15 protein-coding genes, 2 tRNA genes, 3 rRNA genes and 1 other RNA gene are annotated in these 17,942 nt (G+C 43.1%); 20 read left to right on the top strand and 1 reads right to left on the bottom strand.

Going from position 1 to position 17,942, the window contains the following annotated elements:
- Positions 1 to 166: 166 nt before the first annotated feature.
- From HMPREF1481_RS09530 to HMPREF1481_RS09465, 16 genes are all read left to right on the top strand, one after another.
- Positions 167 to 1,712 (top strand): 16S ribosomal RNA (locus HMPREF1481_RS09530).
- A gap of 50 nt (positions 1,713 to 1,762) precedes the next feature.
- Positions 1,763 to 1,835 (top strand) — tRNA-Ala (locus tag HMPREF1481_RS09525).
- A gap of 121 nt (positions 1,836 to 1,956) precedes the next feature.
- Positions 1,957 to 4,858 (top strand): 23S ribosomal RNA (locus HMPREF1481_RS09520).
- A gap of 77 nt (positions 4,859 to 4,935) precedes the next feature.
- A 5S ribosomal RNA gene (rrf, locus tag HMPREF1481_RS09515) occupies positions 4,936 to 5,051 on the top strand.
- The 16S, 23S and 5S rRNA genes sit together here with 2 tRNA genes alongside, the layout of an rRNA operon.
- A 5-nt stretch (positions 5,052 to 5,056) precedes the next feature.
- Positions 5,057 to 5,130 (top strand) — tRNA-Asn (locus HMPREF1481_RS09510).
- Positions 5,131 to 5,327: 197 nt separating this feature from the next.
- Complete coding sequence (comW, locus tag HMPREF1481_RS10935; protein ID WP_025173311.1) at positions 5,328 to 5,564, top strand: sigma(X)-activator ComW; 237 nt, start codon at positions 5,328 to 5,330, stop codon at positions 5,562 to 5,564.
- Between the two features lie 242 nt (positions 5,565 to 5,806).
- Positions 5,807 to 7,093 carry an adenylosuccinate synthase gene (locus HMPREF1481_RS09505; RefSeq protein WP_016466443.1) on the top strand — a complete coding sequence of 429 codons (1,287 nt, stop codon included), beginning with the start codon at positions 5,807 to 5,809 and terminating at the stop codon, positions 7,091 to 7,093.
- A gap of 199 nt (positions 7,094 to 7,292) precedes the next feature.
- Entirely contained in the window at positions 7,293 to 7,760 is a 468-nt protein-coding gene (gene tadA, locus HMPREF1481_RS09500; protein ID WP_016466442.1) for a tRNA adenosine(34) deaminase TadA, read from the top strand.
- 32 nt (positions 7,761 to 7,792) lie between these two features.
- An RNA gene (gene ffs / locus HMPREF1481_RS10765) (signal recognition particle sRNA small type) lies at positions 7,793 to 7,886 on the top strand.
- A gap of 55 nt (positions 7,887 to 7,941) precedes the next feature.
- A complete protein-coding gene (locus HMPREF1481_RS09495; protein ID WP_016466441.1) occupies positions 7,942 to 8,385 on the top strand; it encodes a dUTP diphosphatase in 444 nt (147 codons plus the stop codon).
- A 62-nt stretch (positions 8,386 to 8,447) separates the two neighbouring features.
- A complete protein-coding gene (locus tag HMPREF1481_RS09490) occupies positions 8,448 to 8,939 on the top strand; it encodes a hypothetical protein (protein ID WP_016466440.1) in 492 nt (163 codons plus the stop codon).
- Between the two features lie 41 nt (positions 8,940 to 8,980).
- Positions 8,981 to 10,345 carry a DNA repair protein RadA gene (gene radA / locus HMPREF1481_RS09485; RefSeq protein WP_142321323.1) on the top strand — a complete coding sequence of 455 codons (1,365 nt, stop codon included), beginning with the start codon at positions 8,981 to 8,983 and terminating at the stop codon, positions 10,343 to 10,345.
- A gap of 69 nt (positions 10,346 to 10,414) precedes the next feature.
- Positions 10,415 to 11,110, top strand: coding sequence for a TIGR00266 family protein (locus HMPREF1481_RS09480; protein ID WP_016466438.1), 696 nt, complete (start codon positions 10,415 to 10,417; stop codon positions 11,108 to 11,110).
- Between the two features lie 161 nt (positions 11,111 to 11,271).
- Entirely contained in the window at positions 11,272 to 11,766 is a 495-nt protein-coding gene (locus tag HMPREF1481_RS09475; RefSeq protein WP_016466437.1) for a beta-class carbonic anhydrase, read from the top strand.
- Between the two features lie 206 nt (positions 11,767 to 11,972).
- Positions 11,973 to 12,941 carry a ribose-phosphate diphosphokinase gene (locus HMPREF1481_RS09470; RefSeq protein WP_016466436.1) on the top strand — a complete coding sequence of 323 codons (969 nt, stop codon included), beginning with the start codon at positions 11,973 to 11,975 and terminating at the stop codon, positions 12,939 to 12,941.
- Between the two features lie 115 nt (positions 12,942 to 13,056).
- The gene (locus HMPREF1481_RS09465) at positions 13,057 to 13,494 is read left to right on the top strand and encodes a CoA-binding protein (protein ID WP_016466435.1); all 438 of its coding nucleotides are present in this window, start codon (positions 13,057 to 13,059) and stop codon (positions 13,492 to 13,494) included.
- A 28-nt stretch (positions 13,495 to 13,522) separates the two neighbouring features.
- Here HMPREF1481_RS09465 and HMPREF1481_RS09460 read toward each other — a convergent pair whose 3' ends face one another.
- Positions 13,523 to 14,533: a YeiH family protein gene (locus tag HMPREF1481_RS09460; RefSeq protein ID WP_016466434.1), complete on the bottom strand. Its 1,011-nt coding sequence runs from the start codon at positions 14,531 to 14,533 to the stop codon at positions 13,523 to 13,525.
- Positions 14,534 to 14,688: 155 nt separating this feature from the next.
- Here HMPREF1481_RS09460 and HMPREF1481_RS09455 point away from each other — a divergent pair, with 155 nt between their 5' ends.
- From HMPREF1481_RS09455 to HMPREF1481_RS09440, 4 genes are read left to right on the top strand one after another with little or no spacing between them, the layout of a single operon-like run.
- Complete coding sequence (locus HMPREF1481_RS09455; RefSeq protein WP_016466433.1) at positions 14,689 to 15,858, top strand: pyridoxal phosphate-dependent aminotransferase; 1,170 nt, start codon at positions 14,689 to 14,691, stop codon at positions 15,856 to 15,858.
- Positions 15,855 to 16,625, top strand: coding sequence for a DNA repair protein RecO (gene recO, locus HMPREF1481_RS09450; protein ID WP_016466432.1), 771 nt, complete (start codon positions 15,855 to 15,857; stop codon positions 16,623 to 16,625). The genes HMPREF1481_RS09455 and recO overlap by 4 nt, the downstream gene beginning before the upstream one ends.
- Positions 16,622 to 17,614, top strand: a complete 993-nt coding sequence (plsX, locus tag HMPREF1481_RS09445) for a phosphate acyltransferase PlsX (RefSeq protein WP_016466431.1) — start codon at positions 16,622 to 16,624, stop codon at positions 17,612 to 17,614. The genes recO and plsX overlap by 4 nt, the downstream gene beginning before the upstream one ends.
- 10 nt (positions 17,615 to 17,624) lie before the next feature.
- Complete coding sequence (locus tag HMPREF1481_RS09440; protein WP_016466430.1) at positions 17,625 to 17,861, top strand: acyl carrier protein; 237 nt, start codon at positions 17,625 to 17,627, stop codon at positions 17,859 to 17,861.
- The last annotated feature ends 81 nt before the right edge of the window (positions 17,862 to 17,942 follow it).

The raw sequence follows: 17,942 nt of genomic DNA, 5'->3' as shown, positions 1-17,942 counted from the left end.
AAAACTGACTGTGATATACTAATATAGTTGTCGCAAGCGCGACAAAGACCTTTGAAAACTGAACAAGACGAACCAATGTGCAGGGCACTATAACTTAAGGTTATAGTACTGAACAATGAAAAAACAATAAATCTGTCGGTGACAGAAATGAGTGAGAACTCAAACTTTTAATGAGAGTTTGATCCTGGCTCAGGATGAACGCTGGCGGCGTGCCTAATACATGCAAGTAGAACGCTGAAGGAGGAGCTTGCTCTTCTGGATGAGTTGCGAACGGGTGAGTAACGCGTAGGTAACCTGCCTGGTAGCGGGGGATAACTATTGGAAACGATAGCTAATACCGCATGACAACAGTTATTGCATGATAACTGTTTAAAAGGGGCAATTGCTCCACTACCAGATGGACCTGCGTTGTATTAGCTAGTTGGTGAGGTAACGGCTCACCAAGGCGACGATACATAGCCGACCTGAGAGGGTGATCGGCCACACTGGGACTGAGACACGGCCCAGACTCCTACGGGAGGCAGCAGTAGGGAATCTTCGGCAATGGACGGAAGTCTGACCGAGCAACGCCGCGTGAGTGAAGAAGGTTTTCGGATCGTAAAGCTCTGTTGTAAGAGAAGAACGAGTGTGAGAGTGGAAAGTTCACACTGTGACGGTATCTTACCAGAAAGGGACGGCTAACTACGTGCCAGCAGCCGCGGTAATACGTAGGTCCCGAGCGTTATCCGGATTTATTGGGCGTAAAGCGAGCGCAGGCGGTTAGATAAGTCTGAAGTTAAAGGCTGTGGCTTAACCATAGTACGCTTTGGAAACTGTTTAACTTGAGTGCAAGAGGGGAGAGTGGAATTCCATGTGTAGCGGTGAAATGCGTAGATATATGGAGGAACACCGGTGGCGAAAGCGGCTCTCTGGCTTGTAACTGACGCTGAGGCTCGAAAGCGTGGGGAGCAAACAGGATTAGATACCCTGGTAGTCCACGCCGTAAACGATGAGTGCTAGGTGTTAGACCCTTTCCGGGGTTTAGTGCCGTAGCTAACGCATTAAGCACTCCGCCTGGGGAGTACGACCGCAAGGTTGAAACTCAAAGGAATTGACGGGGGCCCGCACAAGCGGTGGAGCATGTGGTTTAATTCGAAGCAACGCGAAGAACCTTACCAGGTCTTGACATCCCTCTGACCGCTCTAGAGATAGAGTTTTCCTTCGGGACAGAGGTGACAGGTGGTGCATGGTTGTCGTCAGCTCGTGTCGTGAGATGTTGGGTTAAGTCCCGCAACGAGCGCAACCCCTATTGTTAGTTGCCATCATTCAGTTGGGCACTCTAGCGAGACTGCCGGTAATAAACCGGAGGAAGGTGGGGATGACGTCAAATCATCATGCCCCTTATGACCTGGGCTACACACGTGCTACAATGGCTGGTACAACGAGTCGCAAGTCGGTGACGGCAAGCTAATCTCTTAAAGCCAGTCTCAGTTCGGATTGTAGGCTGCAACTCGCCTACATGAAGTCGGAATCGCTAGTAATCGCGGATCAGCACGCCGCGGTGAATACGTTCCCGGGCCTTGTACACACCGCCCGTCACACCACGAGAGTTTGTAACACCCGAAGTCGGTGAGGTAACCATTTGGAGCCAGCCGCCTAAGGTGGGATAGATGATTGGGGTGAAGTCGTAACAAGGTAGCCGTATCGGAAGGTGCGGCTGGATCACCTCCTTTCTAAGGATAAGGAATGCACATTGGTCTTGTTTAGTCTTGAGAGGTCTTGTGGGGCCTTAGCTCAGCTGGGAGAGCGCCTGCTTTGCACGCAGGAGGTCAGCGGTTCGATCCCGCTAGGCTCCATTGGTGAGAGATCACCAAGTAATGCACATTGAAAATTGAATATCTATATCAAATAGTAACAAGAAAATAAACCGAAACGCTGTAGTATTAAAAGAGTTTATGACTGAAAGGTCAAAAATAAGGTTAAGTTAATAAGGGCGCACGGTGGATGCCTTGGCACTAGGAGCCGAAGAAGGACGTGACAAACGACGATATGCCTTGGGTAGCTGTAAGTAAGCGATGATCCAGGGATTTCCGAATGGGGGAACCCAACAGGTACTACCTGTTACCCATATCTGTTAAGGATATGAGGAGGAAGACGCAGTGAACTGAAACATCTAAGTAGCTGCAGGAAGAGAAAGCAAAAGCGATTGCCTTAGTAGCGGCGAGCGAAACGGCAGGAGGGCAAACCGAAGAGTTTACTCTTCGGGGTTGTAGGACTGCAATGTGGACTCAAAGATTATAGAAGAATGATATGGGAAGATCAGCCAAAGAGAGTGAGAGCCTCGTATTCAAAATAGTCTTTGTACCTAGCAGTATCCTGAGTACGGCGGGACACGTGAAATCCCGTCGGAATCTGGGAGGACCATCTCCCAACCCTAAATACTCCCTAGTGACCGATAGTGAACCAGTACCGTGAGGGAAAGGTGAAAAGCACCCCGGGAGGGGAGTGAAATAGAACCTGAAACCGTGTGCCTACAACAAGTTCGAGCCCGTTAATGGGTGAGAGCGTGCCTTTTGTAGAATGAACCGGCGAGTTACGATATGATGCGAGGTTAAGTTGAAGAGACGGAGCCGTAGGGAAACCGAGTCTGAATAGGGCGCCTTAGTATTATGTCGTAGACCCGAAACCATGTGACCTACCCATGAGCAGGTTGAAGGTGCGGTAAGACGCACTGGAGGACCGAACCAGGGCACGTTGAAAAGTGCTTGGATGACTTGTGGGTAGCGGAGAAATTCCAAACGAACTTGGAGATAGCTGGTTCTCTCCGAAATAGCTTTAGGGCTAGCGTCGACATCAAGATTCTTGGAGGTAGAGCACTGTTTGGGTGAGGGGTCCATCCCGGATTACCAATCTCAGATAAACTCCGAATGCCAATGAATTATGGTCGGCAGTCAGACTGCGAGTGCTAAGATCCGTAGTCGAAAGGGAAACAGCCCAGACCACCAGCTAAGGTCCCAAAATAATTGTTAAGTGGAAAAGGATGTGGGGTTGCACAGACAACTAGGATGTTAGCTTAGAAGCAGCTATTCATTCAAAGAGTGCGTAATAGCTCACTAGTCGAGTGACCCTGCGCCGAAAATGTACCGGGGCTAAAACAATTTACCGAAGCTGTGGATACCTTTATAGGTATGGTAGGAGAGCGTTCTATGTGTGGAGAAGGTGTACCGTGAGGAGCGCTGGAACGCATAGAAGTGAGAATGCCGGTATGAGTAGCGAAAGACAGGTGAGAATCCTGTCCACCGTAAGACTAAGGTTTCCAGGGGAAGGCTCGTCCGCCCTGGGTTAGTCGGGACCTAAGGAGAGACCGAAAGGTGTATCCGATGGACAACAGGTTGATATTCCTGTACTAGAGTATGTAGTGATGGAGGGACGCAGTAGGCTAACTAAAGCAGACGATTGGAAGAGTCTGTCTAAGCAGTGAGGTGTGAATTGAGTTAAATGCTTAGTTCTATAACATTGAGCTGTGATGGGGAGCGAAGTTTAGTAGCGAAGTTAGTGACGTCACACTGCCAAGAAAAGCTTCTAGCGTTAAACATACTCTACCCGTACCGCAAACCGACACAGGTAGTCGAGGCGAGTAGCCTCAGGTGAGCGAGAGAACTCTCGTTAAGGAACTCGGCAAAATGACCCCGTAACTTCGGGAGAAGGGGTGCTGACTTTACGTCAGCCGCAGTGAATAGGCCCAAGCAACTGTTTATCAAAAACACAGCTCTCTGCTAAATCGTAAGATGATGTATAGGGGGTGACGCCTGCCCGGTGCTGGAAGGTTAAGAGGAGTGCTTAGAGGTAACTCGAAGGTATGAATTGAAGCCCCAGTAAACGGCGGCCGTAACTATAACGGTCCTAAGGTAGCGAAATTCCTTGTCGGGTAAGTTCCGACCCGCACGAAAGGCGTAATGATTTGGGCACTGTCTCAACGAGAGACTCGGTGAAATTTTAGTACCTGTGAAGATGCAGGTTACCCGCGACAGGACGGAAAGACCCCATGGAGCTTTACTGCAGTTTGATATTGAGTGTCTGTACCACATGTACAGGATAGGTAGGAGTCTATGAGCTCGGGACGCCAGTTTCGAAGGAGACGTTGTTGGGATACTACCCTTGTGTTATGGCCACTCTAACCCGGATAGGTGATCCCTATCGGAGACAGTGTCTGACGGGCAGTTTGACTGGGGCGGTCGCCTCCTAAAAGGTAACGGAGGCGCCCAAAGGTTCCCTCAGAATGGTTGGAAATCATTCGCAGAGTGTAAAGGTATAAGGGAGCTTGACTGCGAGAGCTACAACTCGAGCAGGGACGAAAGTCGGGCTTAGTGATCCGGTGGTTCCGTATGGAAGGGCCATCGCTCAACGGATAAAAGCTACCCTGGGGATAACAGGCTTATCTCCCCCAAGAGTTCACATCGACGGGGAGGTTTGGCACCTCGATGTCGGCTCGTCGCATCCTGGGGCTGTAGTCGGTCCCAAGGGTTGGGCTGTTCGCCCATTAAAGCGGCACGCGAGCTGGGTTCAGAACGTCGTGAGACAGTTCGGTCCCTATCCGTCGCGGGCGTAGGAAATTTGAGAGGATCTGCTCCTAGTACGAGAGGACCAGAGTGGACTTACCGCTGGTGTACCAGTTGTCTTGCCAAAGGCATCGCTGGGTAGCTATGTAGGGAAGGGATAAACGCTGAAAGCATCTAAGTGTGAAACCCACCTCAAGATGAGATTTCCCATGATTTTATATCAGTAAGAGCCCTGAGAGATGATCAGGTAGATAGGTTAGAAGTGGAAGTGTGGCGACACATGTAGCGGACTAATACTAATAGCTCGAGGACTTATCCAAAGTAACTGAGAATACGAAAGCGAAAGGTTTTCTTAGTATTTGATAGATATTCAATTTTGAGTAGGTATTACTCAGAGTTAAGTGACGATAGCCTAGGAGATACACCTGTACCCATGCCGAACACAGAAGTTAAGCCCTAGAACGCCGGAAGTAGTTGGGGGTTGCCCCCTGTGAGATATGGAAGTCGCTTAGCTTTTATCCGCCATAGCTCAGTTGGTAGTAGCGCATGACTGTTAATCATGATGTCGTAGGTTCGAGTCCTACTGGCGGAGTTCTTAAACGTTCTAAGGAACGTTTTTTTGTTTCTTCAATATACTTATAAATGTTTTATGAACTTTTTTTCATCTATTCTTACTTCTTTCGTTTATTTGAAGTTAGTTTAGCTTGAATTTTTTATTATATAGGATTAAATACCTTTTTAATTAGCCTTTCTGATAGACTTGTTTTATCAATAAGAAAGGTTTTTTATATGCTTCAAAAGTATTATGATCATTGTTTTATTTTTCTCAAACAGATTGAAGGGGAATATGCGTTACTTTTTCAGTCTAATGATGATTGGGAATCGTTTCATTTAAAATTCTTACTTTATTATTTAGTTCGTTTCAGAATAAGGGATGAGAAAGACTTTATTCTCTGTCACTTTCGGGCTGCTTATCGTCTTTATCTTAATCATTTACTTGGAAATAATCTAAATTTTTGTTATTAAATGTAGTTATTTTTTTATTTATTACGAACGTTATTTTACAAACAATCAAAAATATATAGAAAATACTAGATATTGTTAAATTTTTAATTTAGAATTAATGGAAAACCCTAATCTTTTCTAGTGTTTATCCTTGATTAAATAGTATTTTTTTCTTATAATAAATTGTAAGATATAATTGTGGGTGAGATTCCCACCATGTATATGAGAAAGGACGAGCCCTTAGGCTCAGACGAAAATTTATTATGACTTCAGTTGTTGTTGTAGGTACCCAATGGGGTGATGAAGGTAAAGGAAAAATTACAGATTTTCTATCAGCTAATGCGGAAGTGATTGCTCGTTACCAAGGTGGTGACAATGCAGGTCACACGATTGTGATTGATGGAAAAAAATTTAAGTTACACTTGATTCCTTCTGGAATTTTCTTTCCAGAAAAAATCTCTGTAATTGGAAACGGAATGGTTGTAAATCCAAAGTCTCTTGTAAAGGAATTAAATTATCTCCATGAAGAAGGAGTTACAACAGACAATTTACGTATTTCTGATCGTGCGCATGTAATTTTGCCTTATCATATTGAGTTAGATCGCTTGCAAGAAGAAGCTAAGGGTGATAATAAGATTGGTACTACAATTAAAGGAATTGGTCCAGCTTATATGGATAAGGCAGCTCGTGTGGGTATCCGTATCGCTGATCTTTTGGATAAAGAAATTTTCCGTGAACGTTTAGAACGTAATCTTGCTGAGAAAAATCGTCAATTTGTAAAATTGTATGATAGCGAACCTATTTCATTTGATGATATTTTTGAAGAATATTATGAGTATGGCCAACAAATCAAGCAATATGTGACTGATACTTCTGTTATCTTGAACGACGCGCTTGATAACGGCAAACGAGTTCTCTTTGAGGGTGCACAAGGGGTCATGTTAGATATTGACCAAGGAACTTATCCTTTTGTTACTTCATCAAACCCTGTGGCTGGTGGTGTGACAATCGGTTCTGGAGTAGGTCCAAGCAAGATTGACAAAGTTGTTGGTGTATGTAAGGCTTATACAAGTCGTGTAGGTGATGGTCCTTTCCCAACTGAGCTATTTGATGAAGTTGGTGATCGTATCCGTGAAGTGGGCCATGAGTATGGAACAACTACTGGGCGTCCTCGCCGTGTAGGTTGGTTCGACTCAGTTGTTATGCGTCATAGCCGTCGTGTTTCTGGTATCACAAATCTCTCTTTGAACTCTATCGATGTTTTGAGTGGATTGGATACAGTAAAAATCTGTGTGGCTTATGATCTTGATGGTCAACGAATTGATTATTACCCTGCTAGTCTCGAACAATTGAAACGTTGTAAACCAATCTACGAAGAATTGCCTGGTTGGTCTGAAGATATCACTGGGGTACGTACTTTGGAAGACCTTCCTGAAAATGCACGCAACTATGTTCGCCGTGTTAGCGAATTGGTGGGTGTTCGTATCTCTACATTCTCAGTAGGTCCTGGTCGTGAACAGACAAATATTTTAGAAAGTGTTTGGTCATAGGAGATTTTTTAAGATTTGTTTAAGACAGGTCGGATATACTATAGACAGTTACAAGAAGACCTCCTAACTTGTTGTAACAAATTTCCTAAACTTTTCTTTTTCATAATAATCTCCCTATAAAGTCACCGCATTCGGTGGCTTTTTTTGTCTTCAAAAACGTGATATAATGAAAGAATTGATAGCTAGGAAGAGAGAAGAGATGGATTATACACTCGAAGAAAAAGAAGCTTTTATGAGAGAGGCCTTAAAGGAGGCAGAAATCGCTTTAGAGCATGATGAAATCCCGATTGGTTGTGTGATTGTCAAGGACGGGAAAATCATCGGGAGAGGGCATAATGCGCGCGAGGAATTGCAACGTGCAGTCATGCATGCAGAAATTATGGCTATAGAGAATGCTAATCTGAGCGAAGAGAGTTGGCGCTTGCTTGATTGTACGCTTTTTGTGACCATTGAACCTTGTGTTATGTGTAGTGGGGCAATTGGGCTCGCACGGATTCCAAACGTGGTCTACGGGGCTAAAAACCAGAAATTTGGCGCTGCTGGAAGTTTGTATGATATTTTGACGGATGAGCGGCTCAATCACCGTGTGGACGTTGAAACAGGCATTTTAGAGAGTGATTGTGCAGGGATTATGCAGGACTTTTTCCGAAATCGACGTAAAAAATAATTTCTCTTTAAAAACATAAGGGAATGTGGTATAATAAATAGTGGAGCAACAGTTCTGCGTGAAGCGGGTCAGGGGAGGAATCCAGCAGCCCTAAGCGATGTGAATTGTGTGCTCTTTTTTCGTGCTTTTTTCGAATAAATAAGATAAAATAGCCTAGAATAAAAGATTAAAAGAGGATATTATGAAAATTCGTGGTTTTGAATTAATTTCTAGTTTTACAGATGAAACTTTGTTACCTAAACGTGAGACAGCACATGCAGCTGGCTACGACTTAAAGGTGGCAGAACGCACAGTCATTGCACCAGGAGAAATTGTCCTCGTCCCAACGGGTGTTAAGGCCTATATGCAACCGACAGAAGTGCTATATCTCTATGACCGTTCATCAAATCCTCGTAAGAAGGGCTTGGTTTTGATCAACTCTGTGGGTGTCATTGACGGAGACTATTATGGCAATCCAGGAAATGAGGGACATATCTTTGCACAGATGAAGAATATCACAGACCAAGAAGTGGTTCTAGAAGTTGGTGAACGCGTAGTTCAGGCTGTCTTTGCACCATTTTTAATCGCAGATGGAGATGAGGCAGACGGCGTGCGAACTGGTGGATTTGGATCGACAGGGCACTAAGACATGAATCTATTTTCCACCTAATAGAGTGAGAAATCAATTGATGGAAAGAAGAATAATGAATGAGCTATAAGGATTTTCAAGCTTTTACTGCCGAGAATTGTCTAGGGTATAAGAAGATTTATGAGATCAGTATTGGAGGATTTCTTTACCTAGCATTTCTCCCTGATGCCTATCATAAAATTCTTTGCATTTCTTCAGACTACATGTCAATCATTGACAGCGAAAATGGGCAAGTAACACCGATAGACGGAGATTACGATGAGGTAGAGTTAGTAGCCATGTGCGAGGGCTATGATTCACCTATCCCTATCGCTGGTCAATACGGTGGAAATCTCCCTCTGGATAATGACAAAGACATCAGAGTGAAAATGGATAAAGACCAATCTGAAGATTATCCCATTTTAACTATTTATTGGGAAAAAGATAAGGAAGATAGAAGCCAAATCTATAAAGGTTATTTACCCTATATTTTTGGATTTAGCCCTGATGGTCAGTATTATGTCCATGCGGATGATGGCGGACTGATTGTTCTGAAAAGAAATAGTTATTGATGTGAAAAATTAATAAGAGATTTTAAAATGAGAGGATTAGAATCATAGCAAAGAAAAAAGCGACATTTGTATGTCAAAATTGTGAATATAATTCACCCAAGTATCTAGGCCGCTGTCCAAACTGTGGGGCATGGTCTTCTTTTGTGGAGGAAGTTGAGGTTGCAGAAGTCAAAAATGCGCGTGTGTCTTTGACAGGTGAAAAAACCAAACCCATGAAATTAGCTGAGGTGACTTCCATCAATGTCAATCGAACCAAGACTGAGATGGAGGAGTTTAACCGAGTGCTTGGTGGCGGTGTGGTACCAGGAAGTCTCGTCCTCATCGGCGGGGATCCTGGGATTGGGAAATCAACCCTTCTCTTACAAGTATCGACTCAGCTGTCCCAAGTAGGGACTGTTCTCTATGTCAGCGGGGAGGAGTCTGCCCAGCAGATTAAGTTACGAGCAGAGCGCTTGGGGGATATTGACAGTGAGTTTTATCTCTATGCTGAGACCAATATGCAGAGCGTTCGTGCAGAGGTCGAACGTATCCAGCCGGATTTCCTTATCATCGATTCGATTCAGACCATTATGTCTCCTGAAATTTCAGGGGTACAAGGATCGGTTTCCCAAGTACGTGAGGTGACAGCTGAACTCATGCAGCTGGCCAAGACTAATAACATTGCCATCTTTATCGTCGGGCATGTAACTAAGGAAGGAACCTTGGCGGGTCCGCGTATGTTGGAGCATATGGTGGACACGGTGCTTTACTTTGAAGGGGAGCGCCACCATACCTTCCGTATCTTGAGAGCAGTCAAAAACCGTTTTGGTTCGACAAATGAGATTGGAATCTTTGAGATGCAGTCAGGTGGACTAGTAGAGGTACTCAATCCAAGCGAGGTCTTTCTAGAAGAACGTTTGGATGGAGCAACTGGTTCGTCAATCGTAGTAACTATGGAAGGGACGCGTCCAATTCTTGCAGAAGTACAGGCCTTGGTGACTCCGACTATGTTTGGGAATGCCAAGCGAACTACTACAGGTCTTGATTTCAATCGTGCTAGCTTGATTATGGCTGTTTTGGAGAAACGGGCAGGTTTGCTCCTCCAAAATCAGGATGCCTATCTTAAATCGGCGGGTGGTGTCAAATTAGATGAGCCTGCCATTGACCTTGCTGTAGCAGTTGCTATTGCATCAAGTTATAAGGACAAACCAACAAATCCTCAGGAATGTTTTGTGGGAGAATTAGGTTTGACTGGAGAGATTCGACGCGTGAATCGTATCGAACAACGGATCAATGAAGCTGCTAAACTTGGATTTACAAAAATCTATGTACCGAAAAATTCTTTGACAGGTATTAAACCGCCTAAGGAAATTCAGGTGATTGGAGTGACAACTATCGGAGAAGTCTTGAAAAAAGTATTTTCTTAATCGTTTTACTCGGCTTTAGATTGCAAAATATTTTGTTGTAAAATTTATAAAAACAAGGAGGAATTTCTGATGAAATTTTCTATGGATAGTCAAATGCAATTTCCTTTGGTAGAGTTGTCGCTCAACCAAGGAGAAACAGTCTTTATCCAGCGTGGAAGCATGGTCTACCATACGCCTAATGTCAGCCTCAATACCCAGCTTAATGCGAGTGGTTCTGGTTTGGGGCGTTTTGTCAAAGCTGTAGGGCGTTCCATGGTTTCTGGTGAAAGTACCTTCATTACTCAAGCCATTGCAGAGTCTGACAACGGGCACCTTGCTTTAGCACCAGATACTCCTGGTCAAGTGATTGCTCTTGAACTTGGCGAAAAGCAGTATCGCTTGAATGATGGGGCTTTTCTAGCTCTTGATGGAACGGCTTTCTATACAATGGAGCGCCAATCTATTGGTAAAGCACTTTTCGGTGGTCAAGGTGGTCTTTTCGTGATGACTACTCAAGGGCAGGGAACGCTTTTGGCAAATGCTTTTGGTTCGATTAAGAAAATTGAACTCCAAAACCAAGAAGTGACGATTGACAATGCCCATGTGGTGGCTTGGAGTCAGTCTTTAGACTATAATATCCACTTAGAAAATGGTTTCTGGCAGTCTATCGGTACAGGCGAAGGAGTGGTGAATACCTTCCGAGGTACCGGTGAGGTTTATGTACAAAGTCTCAATCTTCAAAGCTTTGCAGGTTCTCTTAACAAGTATATCCAAAAAGGTTCATAATAATAAAAAAACTAGGACAGAAACCCAAGCTAGTTGCTGGATGTCTCTGCCATAGTTTTTTATAGGAAAGTTGAAAACTGACAAGACAAAGAAAAGATGGTAAGATAGGAGATAAATAATTTGGTGTTCAAATTATCTGGCAAGTAAGAAAGTGAGTTGTCATGTCCTATTTTGAAAATTTTTTAAAGGCTAATCAAGCCTATGTAGAACTACACGGAGACCTCCATTTATCCATTAAACCCAAGACCAAGGTTACGATTGTAACTTGCATGGATTCGCGTCTCCACGTTGCGCCAGCTCTGGGATTGGCTCTGGGAGATGCTCATATCTTGCGGAATGCGGGTGGTCGAGTGACAGAGGATATGATTCGCTCATTGGTCATTTCCCAGCAGCAGATGGGGACAAGAGAAATCGTGGTTCTTCACCATACAGACTGCGGTGCCCAAACCTTCAATAACGAGGACTTCCAAGAGCATTTAAAACGTGAATTGGGAGTTGATGTATCTGGCAAAGACTTTCTTCCTTTCCAAGATGTCGAGGAGAGTGTGCGTGAGGATATGAAATTGCTTCGAGAATGCCCATTAATTCCAGATGATGTCATTATTTCGGGAGCTGTTTACGATGTAGACACAGGAAGAATGATTGAAGTATACTAATTTTTTGATTTGAAAGTGTATGTCGTACGGTGATGAGGTGATAAATTTTCGCTTCGCTATCACTAATATAAAATAGCATAAGACAAGGGGGATAAATGTCTACTCTTGTCTTATTTTTTATTGAAAAATCGAGAAAAAAGCGCTACAATGGTAGATGGAAAAATGTTGTGAAAAACACAAGTGATACATAAATACTGGAGGAAATCATGTCTTTTTCTGATTTAAAGCTGTTTGCCCTTTCTTCAAATAGAGAATTGGCAGAGCGTGTGGCGCAAGAGATTGGGATAGAATTGGGAAAATCGACTGTTCGTCAATTTTCAGATGGAGAAATTCAAGTTAACATCGAAGAATCTATCCGTGGGAAACATGTCTTTATCTTACAATCAACTAGTTCACCTGTAAATGACAATCTACTAGAGATTTTGATTATGGTTGATGCTTTGAAACGTGCCAGTGCAGAATCTGTCAACGTTGTTATGCCTTACTATGGCTATGCGCGTCAGGATAGAAAAGCAAGAGCGCGTGAACCAATTACTGCAAAACTCGTGGCAAATATGCTTGAAGTAGCTGGAGTAGATCGTTTGTTGACGATTGATTTGCACGCTGCACAGATTCAAGGATTCTTTGATATTCCTGTTGATCACTTGATGGGTGCTCCTTTGATTGCGGATTACTTTGAGCGCCGTGGTATGGTTGGTTCTGACTATGTTGTTGTCAGTCCAGACCATGGTGGGGTAACTCGTGCTCGTAAATTAGCAGAATTCTTGAAAACTCCGATTGCGATTATCGATAAACGCCGTAGTGTAGACAAGATGAATACCAGTGAAGTGATGAATATCATTGGTAAGGTTGAAGGTAAAACTTGTATCTTGATTGATGATATGATTGATACAGCTGGTACTATTTGTCATGCGGCAGATGCCCTTGCTGAAGCAGGAGCTGTTGAAGTTTATGCAAGCTGTACGCATCCAGTTCTTTCAGGACCAGCTATGGATAATATCCAAAAATCAGCTATTAAAAAGTTGGTTGTTTTGGACACTATCTACCTACCAGAAGAGCGCTTGATTGATAAGATTGCACAAATCTCAATCGCTCATCTTTTGGCAGATGCTATTATCCGTATCCACGAAAAACGTCCTCTATCTCCATTATTTAGTATTGAGAAAAGAATCTAATCTTTCACTTGATTAATGAATGTCCTAGCAGAGTTCTTCTCCTGCTAGGATTTTTTGTAGTCAAAAACTGCAAGCCTTTTCAAAATATGCTATACTGAGAAAAAGGAGGAATTCTATGACACAAGAATTTAGCAATCCAAGTGATGGAGTAATCCGTCAGTATTTAGAAACTAGCAAAACCCTAGCAGTAGTAGGTTTGTCTGACCGTGAGGAAACAACTAGCAATCGAGTGACCAAGGAAATGCAGGCTCGTGGTTATAAAATTATTCCAGTAAATCCTAAAGCTGTAGGTGGCGAAATTTTGGGAGAAAAGGCTTATGCCAGTCTAGCTGAGATTCCTTTCCCTGTAGATATCGTCAATGTCTATCGTCGCAGTGAATTTTTACCTGATGTAGCACGAGACTTTCTCAAGGCAGATGCTAAGATTTTTTGGGCGCAATTAGGACTTGAAAGCTTAGAAGCAGCCGAAATCTTGCGTGCTGGAGGATACGATGATATCGTGATGAATCGTTGCATCAAGAGAGAACATACACGTTTAATTCTTGAACAATAAAAAGGTAGCCTTTGGGCTACCTTTTGCCTTAGAAAATACCGATGAGTGTTTGCATACCGAGACTAGTCAGGATAATGGCAATCCAGCAAAAAGCTCCAAGTAGAATAGATTTACCACTGGATTTGACCATGGCGATGAGATTGGTTTTGAGACCGATAGCACTCATGGCCATGATGATGAGGAATTTGGAGAGTTGTTTGAGAGGTGCAAAAAAGCTGTTGCTGACACCGAAAGAAGTCAGAAGAGTGGTAAGCAGAGAAGCTAGGATAAAGTAGAGAATGAAAACGGGGAAGATTTTTTTGAGTTTTACTCCTTGGTTATCACCTTGTTGGCGACTTTGCCAGTATGAGAGAAAGAGAGTAATAGGGATAATAGCTAAGGTACGAGTCAGTTTGACAATGGTTGCAGACTCTAGAGTATTGGTATGATAGAGGCTATCCCAGGCGCTAGCTGTAGCTGTTACTGATGAGGTATCATTGACTGCTGTCCCTGCAAAGAGGGCAAAGCCTTCATTAGAGAGGTGAAGCCAGGCTCCTAGGGTTGGGAAGATAAGCGCTGCTAAAACATTAAAGAAAAAGATAACAGAGATGGCTTGTGCGACTTCTTTTTCCTTGGCGTGAATAACAGGAGCAGTCGCTGCAATGGCAGAACCGCCACAGATAGAAGACCCAACTCCAATCAAGGTAGCTAGCTTTGTATCAAGGTTAAAAAATCGTTGGAAAAAGAAAGCTATAATCAAAGCGATAGAAATGGTCGAAAGGATAACAGGGAGGGAAGATTTTCCAACTGCGAAGACTTGAGAGATATTGAGTCCAAATCCAAGCAAGATAACAGCATATTGAAGCAATTTTTTGGAGCTATAAGTCAAGCCGGCATCCAGTTGTTTATAGGAAGTGAGAAAGGGATGGAGAATCATTCCGATAAAAATGGCGAAAACAGGTGCTCCCACAACAGGCAGAAAGCCTCCTAAAACCCAAGAGATGATAGAAATGATCAGACAGGCTAACAGTCCTGCCCAATTTTTTGATAGAAATGACATAAAAACCTCCGAAAATAAAATACTCCTTATTATAATCTTGTTTGTCAGAAAAGTAAAATAGAAAGTGGGAATAAGGTTGCAAATAAACGGAATTTTGCGGTCAGAGAGCTTTTGTAGTATAATGGATATATGTTCTTTGATCAAGGAGGATATCTATGGACTTAACCAAACGCTTTAATAAACAATTAGATAAGATTCAAGTTTCCTTGATTCGTCAGTTCGACCAGGCTATTTCAGAGATTCCTGGAGTGCTACGTCTGACTCTAGGAGAACCGGATTTTACAACACCAGACCATGTCAAGGAGGCTGCAAAACGAGCCATTGACCAAAACCAATCTTACTATACAGGGATGAGTGGTTTGTTGACTTTGCGTCAAGCAGCTAGTGATTTTGTAAAAGAAAAATACCAGTTGGACTACAATCCAGAAAATGAAATCTTGGTCACAATTGGTGCGACAGAGGCTCTATCTGCTACTTTGACAGCTATCTTAGAAGAGGGAGACAAGGTTCTTTTGCCGGCCCCTGCCTATCCTGGGTATGAGCCAATTGTCAATCTGGTTGGAGCAGAGATTGTCGAGATTGATACGACTGAAAATGGCTTTGTCCTGACTCCTGAAATGCTGGAGAAGGCAATTCTAGAGCAAGGTGACAAGCTTAAGGCTGTCATTCTCAACTATCCAGCTAACCCAACTGGCATTACTTATAGTCGCGAGCAATTAGAAGCCTTGGCAGATGTTTTACGCAAGTATGAGATTTTCGTCGTCTGTGATGAGGTCTACTCAGAGTTGACTTATACAGGAGAAAATCATGTATCTTTGGGAACTATGCTGAGAGATCAGGCTATTATCATCAACGGTCTATCTAAATCCCATGCTATGACAGGTTGGCGTTTAGGTTTAATCTTTGCACCAGCAAACTTCACAGCTCAACTCATCAAGAGTCACCAATATTTGGTTACTGCTGCGAATACCATGGCACAACATGCTGCGGTGGAAGCATTGACAGCTGGTAAAGATGACGCAGAACCGATGAAGAAGGAGTACATCAAGCGTCGAGACTACATTATCGAGAAGATGACGGACCTTGGTTTTGAGATTATCAAACCAGATGGCGCTTTTTATATCTTTGCCAAGATTCCTGCAGGTTACAATCAAGATTCTTTTGCTTTTCTAAAAGATTTCGCTCATAAGAAGGCTGTTGCTTTTATCCCAGGTGCTGCCTTTGGACAGTATGGAGAAGGCTATGTTCGCTTATCCTATGCAGCCAGCATGGACACGATTAAAGAAGCCATGAAACGTCTTGAGGAGTACATGAAAGAAGCATGATTCAGTCTATTACGAGTCAAGGATTGGTGCTCTATAATCGTAACTTTCGTGAGGATGATAAGCTAGTCAAGATCTTTACAGAGCAAGCAGGGAAACGGATGTTTTTTGTGAAACATGCTAGCAAATCTAAACTTGCTCCAGTCATTCAGCCCTTGGTCCTGGCTCGTTTTCTCTTAAAAGTCAATGACGATGGACTCAGCTATATCGAGGATTACCATGAGGTAAAGACTTTTCCGAAAATCAATAGTGACCTCTTTGTTATGGCCTATGCAACCTATGTTGCAGCCTTAGCAGATGCTAGTTTGCAGGACAATCAGCAGGATGCATCCTTGTTTGCTTTTTTGCAAAAGACTTTAGAGCTGATGGAAGAGGGCTTGGACTATCAGGTTTTGACCAATATTTTTGAAATTCAAATTTTGACACGTTTTGGAATTAGCCTCAACTTTAATGAGTGTACTTTTTGTCACCGTGTGGGACAAGCTTTTGATTTTTCATTCAAGTACGGTGCCTGTCTTTGTCCAGACCATTATCACGAAGATGAAAAACGATGCCATTTGAATCCCAATATTCCTTATCTGCTCAATCAATTTCAAGCCATTGATTTTGAAACTTTGGAGACTATCTCACTTAAGTCCGAAATCAAGCAGGACTTGCGTAAGTTTATAGATCAAATCTACGAGGAATATGTCGGTATTCACCTAAAATCAAAGAAATTTATTGATTCCCTAGCCGACTGGGGACAATTACTAAAAGAGGAAGACAAATGAAAAAAATCGCAGTAGACGCAATGGGTGGCGATTACGCACCACAAGCTATTGTAGAGGGTGTCAATCAAGCCCTTGCTGACTTTTCAGATATTGAGATTCAACTTTACGGAGACGAAAGTAAAATCAAGCAATATCTAACAGCTACAGACCGCGTCAGCATTATCCATACAGATGAGAAAATTGATTCTGACGACGAGCCTACAAAAGCTATCCGCAAAAAGAAAAATGCTAGTATGGTCTTGGCGGCTAAGGCTGTTAAGGACGGAGAAGCAGACGCTGTTCTCTCGGCAGGAAATACAGGTGCTTTGTTAGCGGCAGGATTTTTCATCGTTGGTCGTATCAAAAATATCGACCGACCTGGGCTTATGTCAACATTGCCAACGATTGATGGTAAAGGTTTTGATATGCTGGATCTCGGAGCTAATGCCGAAAATACAGCTCATCACCTCCATCAATACGCTATCCTAGGCTCCTTCTATGCCAAGAATGTTCGTGGCATTGCAAATCCCCGTATTGGCCTTCTCAACAATGGTACAGAAAGCAGTAAGGGAGATCCACTACGCAAGGAAGCCTATGACTTATTAGTCGCTGACGAGAGTTTGAATTTTGTCGGGAATGTGGAAGCACGTGACTTGATGGATGGTGTTGCAGATGTAGTCGTAACCGATGGTTTCACGGGAAACGCTGTTCTCAAAGCTATTGAAGGTACTGCTATGGGGATCATGGGATTACTTAAGAATGCCATTGTAGGTGGTGGACTTAGAGCCAAGCTCGGCGCATTCCTTCTCAAGGATAATCTCAGAGGTTTGAAAAAACAGCTCAACTATTCAGATGTTGGTGGTGCCGTCTTGTTTGGCGTTAAGGCGCCTGTTGTTAAGACTCATGGTTCAAGTGACGCTAAGGCTGTATACAGTACACTTCGTCAAATTCGTACCATGCTTGAGACAGATGTAGTTGCACAAACTGCGCGTGAATTTTCAGAGGAATAAGGAGAATAATATGACAGATCAACAAATTTTTGACCGTATCGTAACCATCATTCAAGAGCGTCAAGGAGAAGACTTTGTCGTAACCGAAAACTTGAGCTTAAAGGATGATTTGGATGCTGATTCAGTAGATTTGATGGAATTTGTCCTAACCATTGAGGATGAATTTGGAATCGAAATCGGTGATGAAGAAATTGACAACCTCCAAAGCGTCGCAGATGTATTGGCAATTATTAAAAATAGAATATAAGAAAAAGCAACATGCTGGTCATGTTGCTTTTTTGATTGTGTGGAATATTTATTTTAACGGATTTATCAATCCATATGTTTG

Origin of the sequence: Streptococcus sp. HPH0090 (genome assembly GCF_000411475.1) — a bacterium.
Lineage (GTDB): Bacteria > Bacillota > Bacilli > Lactobacillales > Streptococcaceae > Streptococcus.
This window is presented reverse-complemented; position numbering and strand designations above follow the sequence as displayed.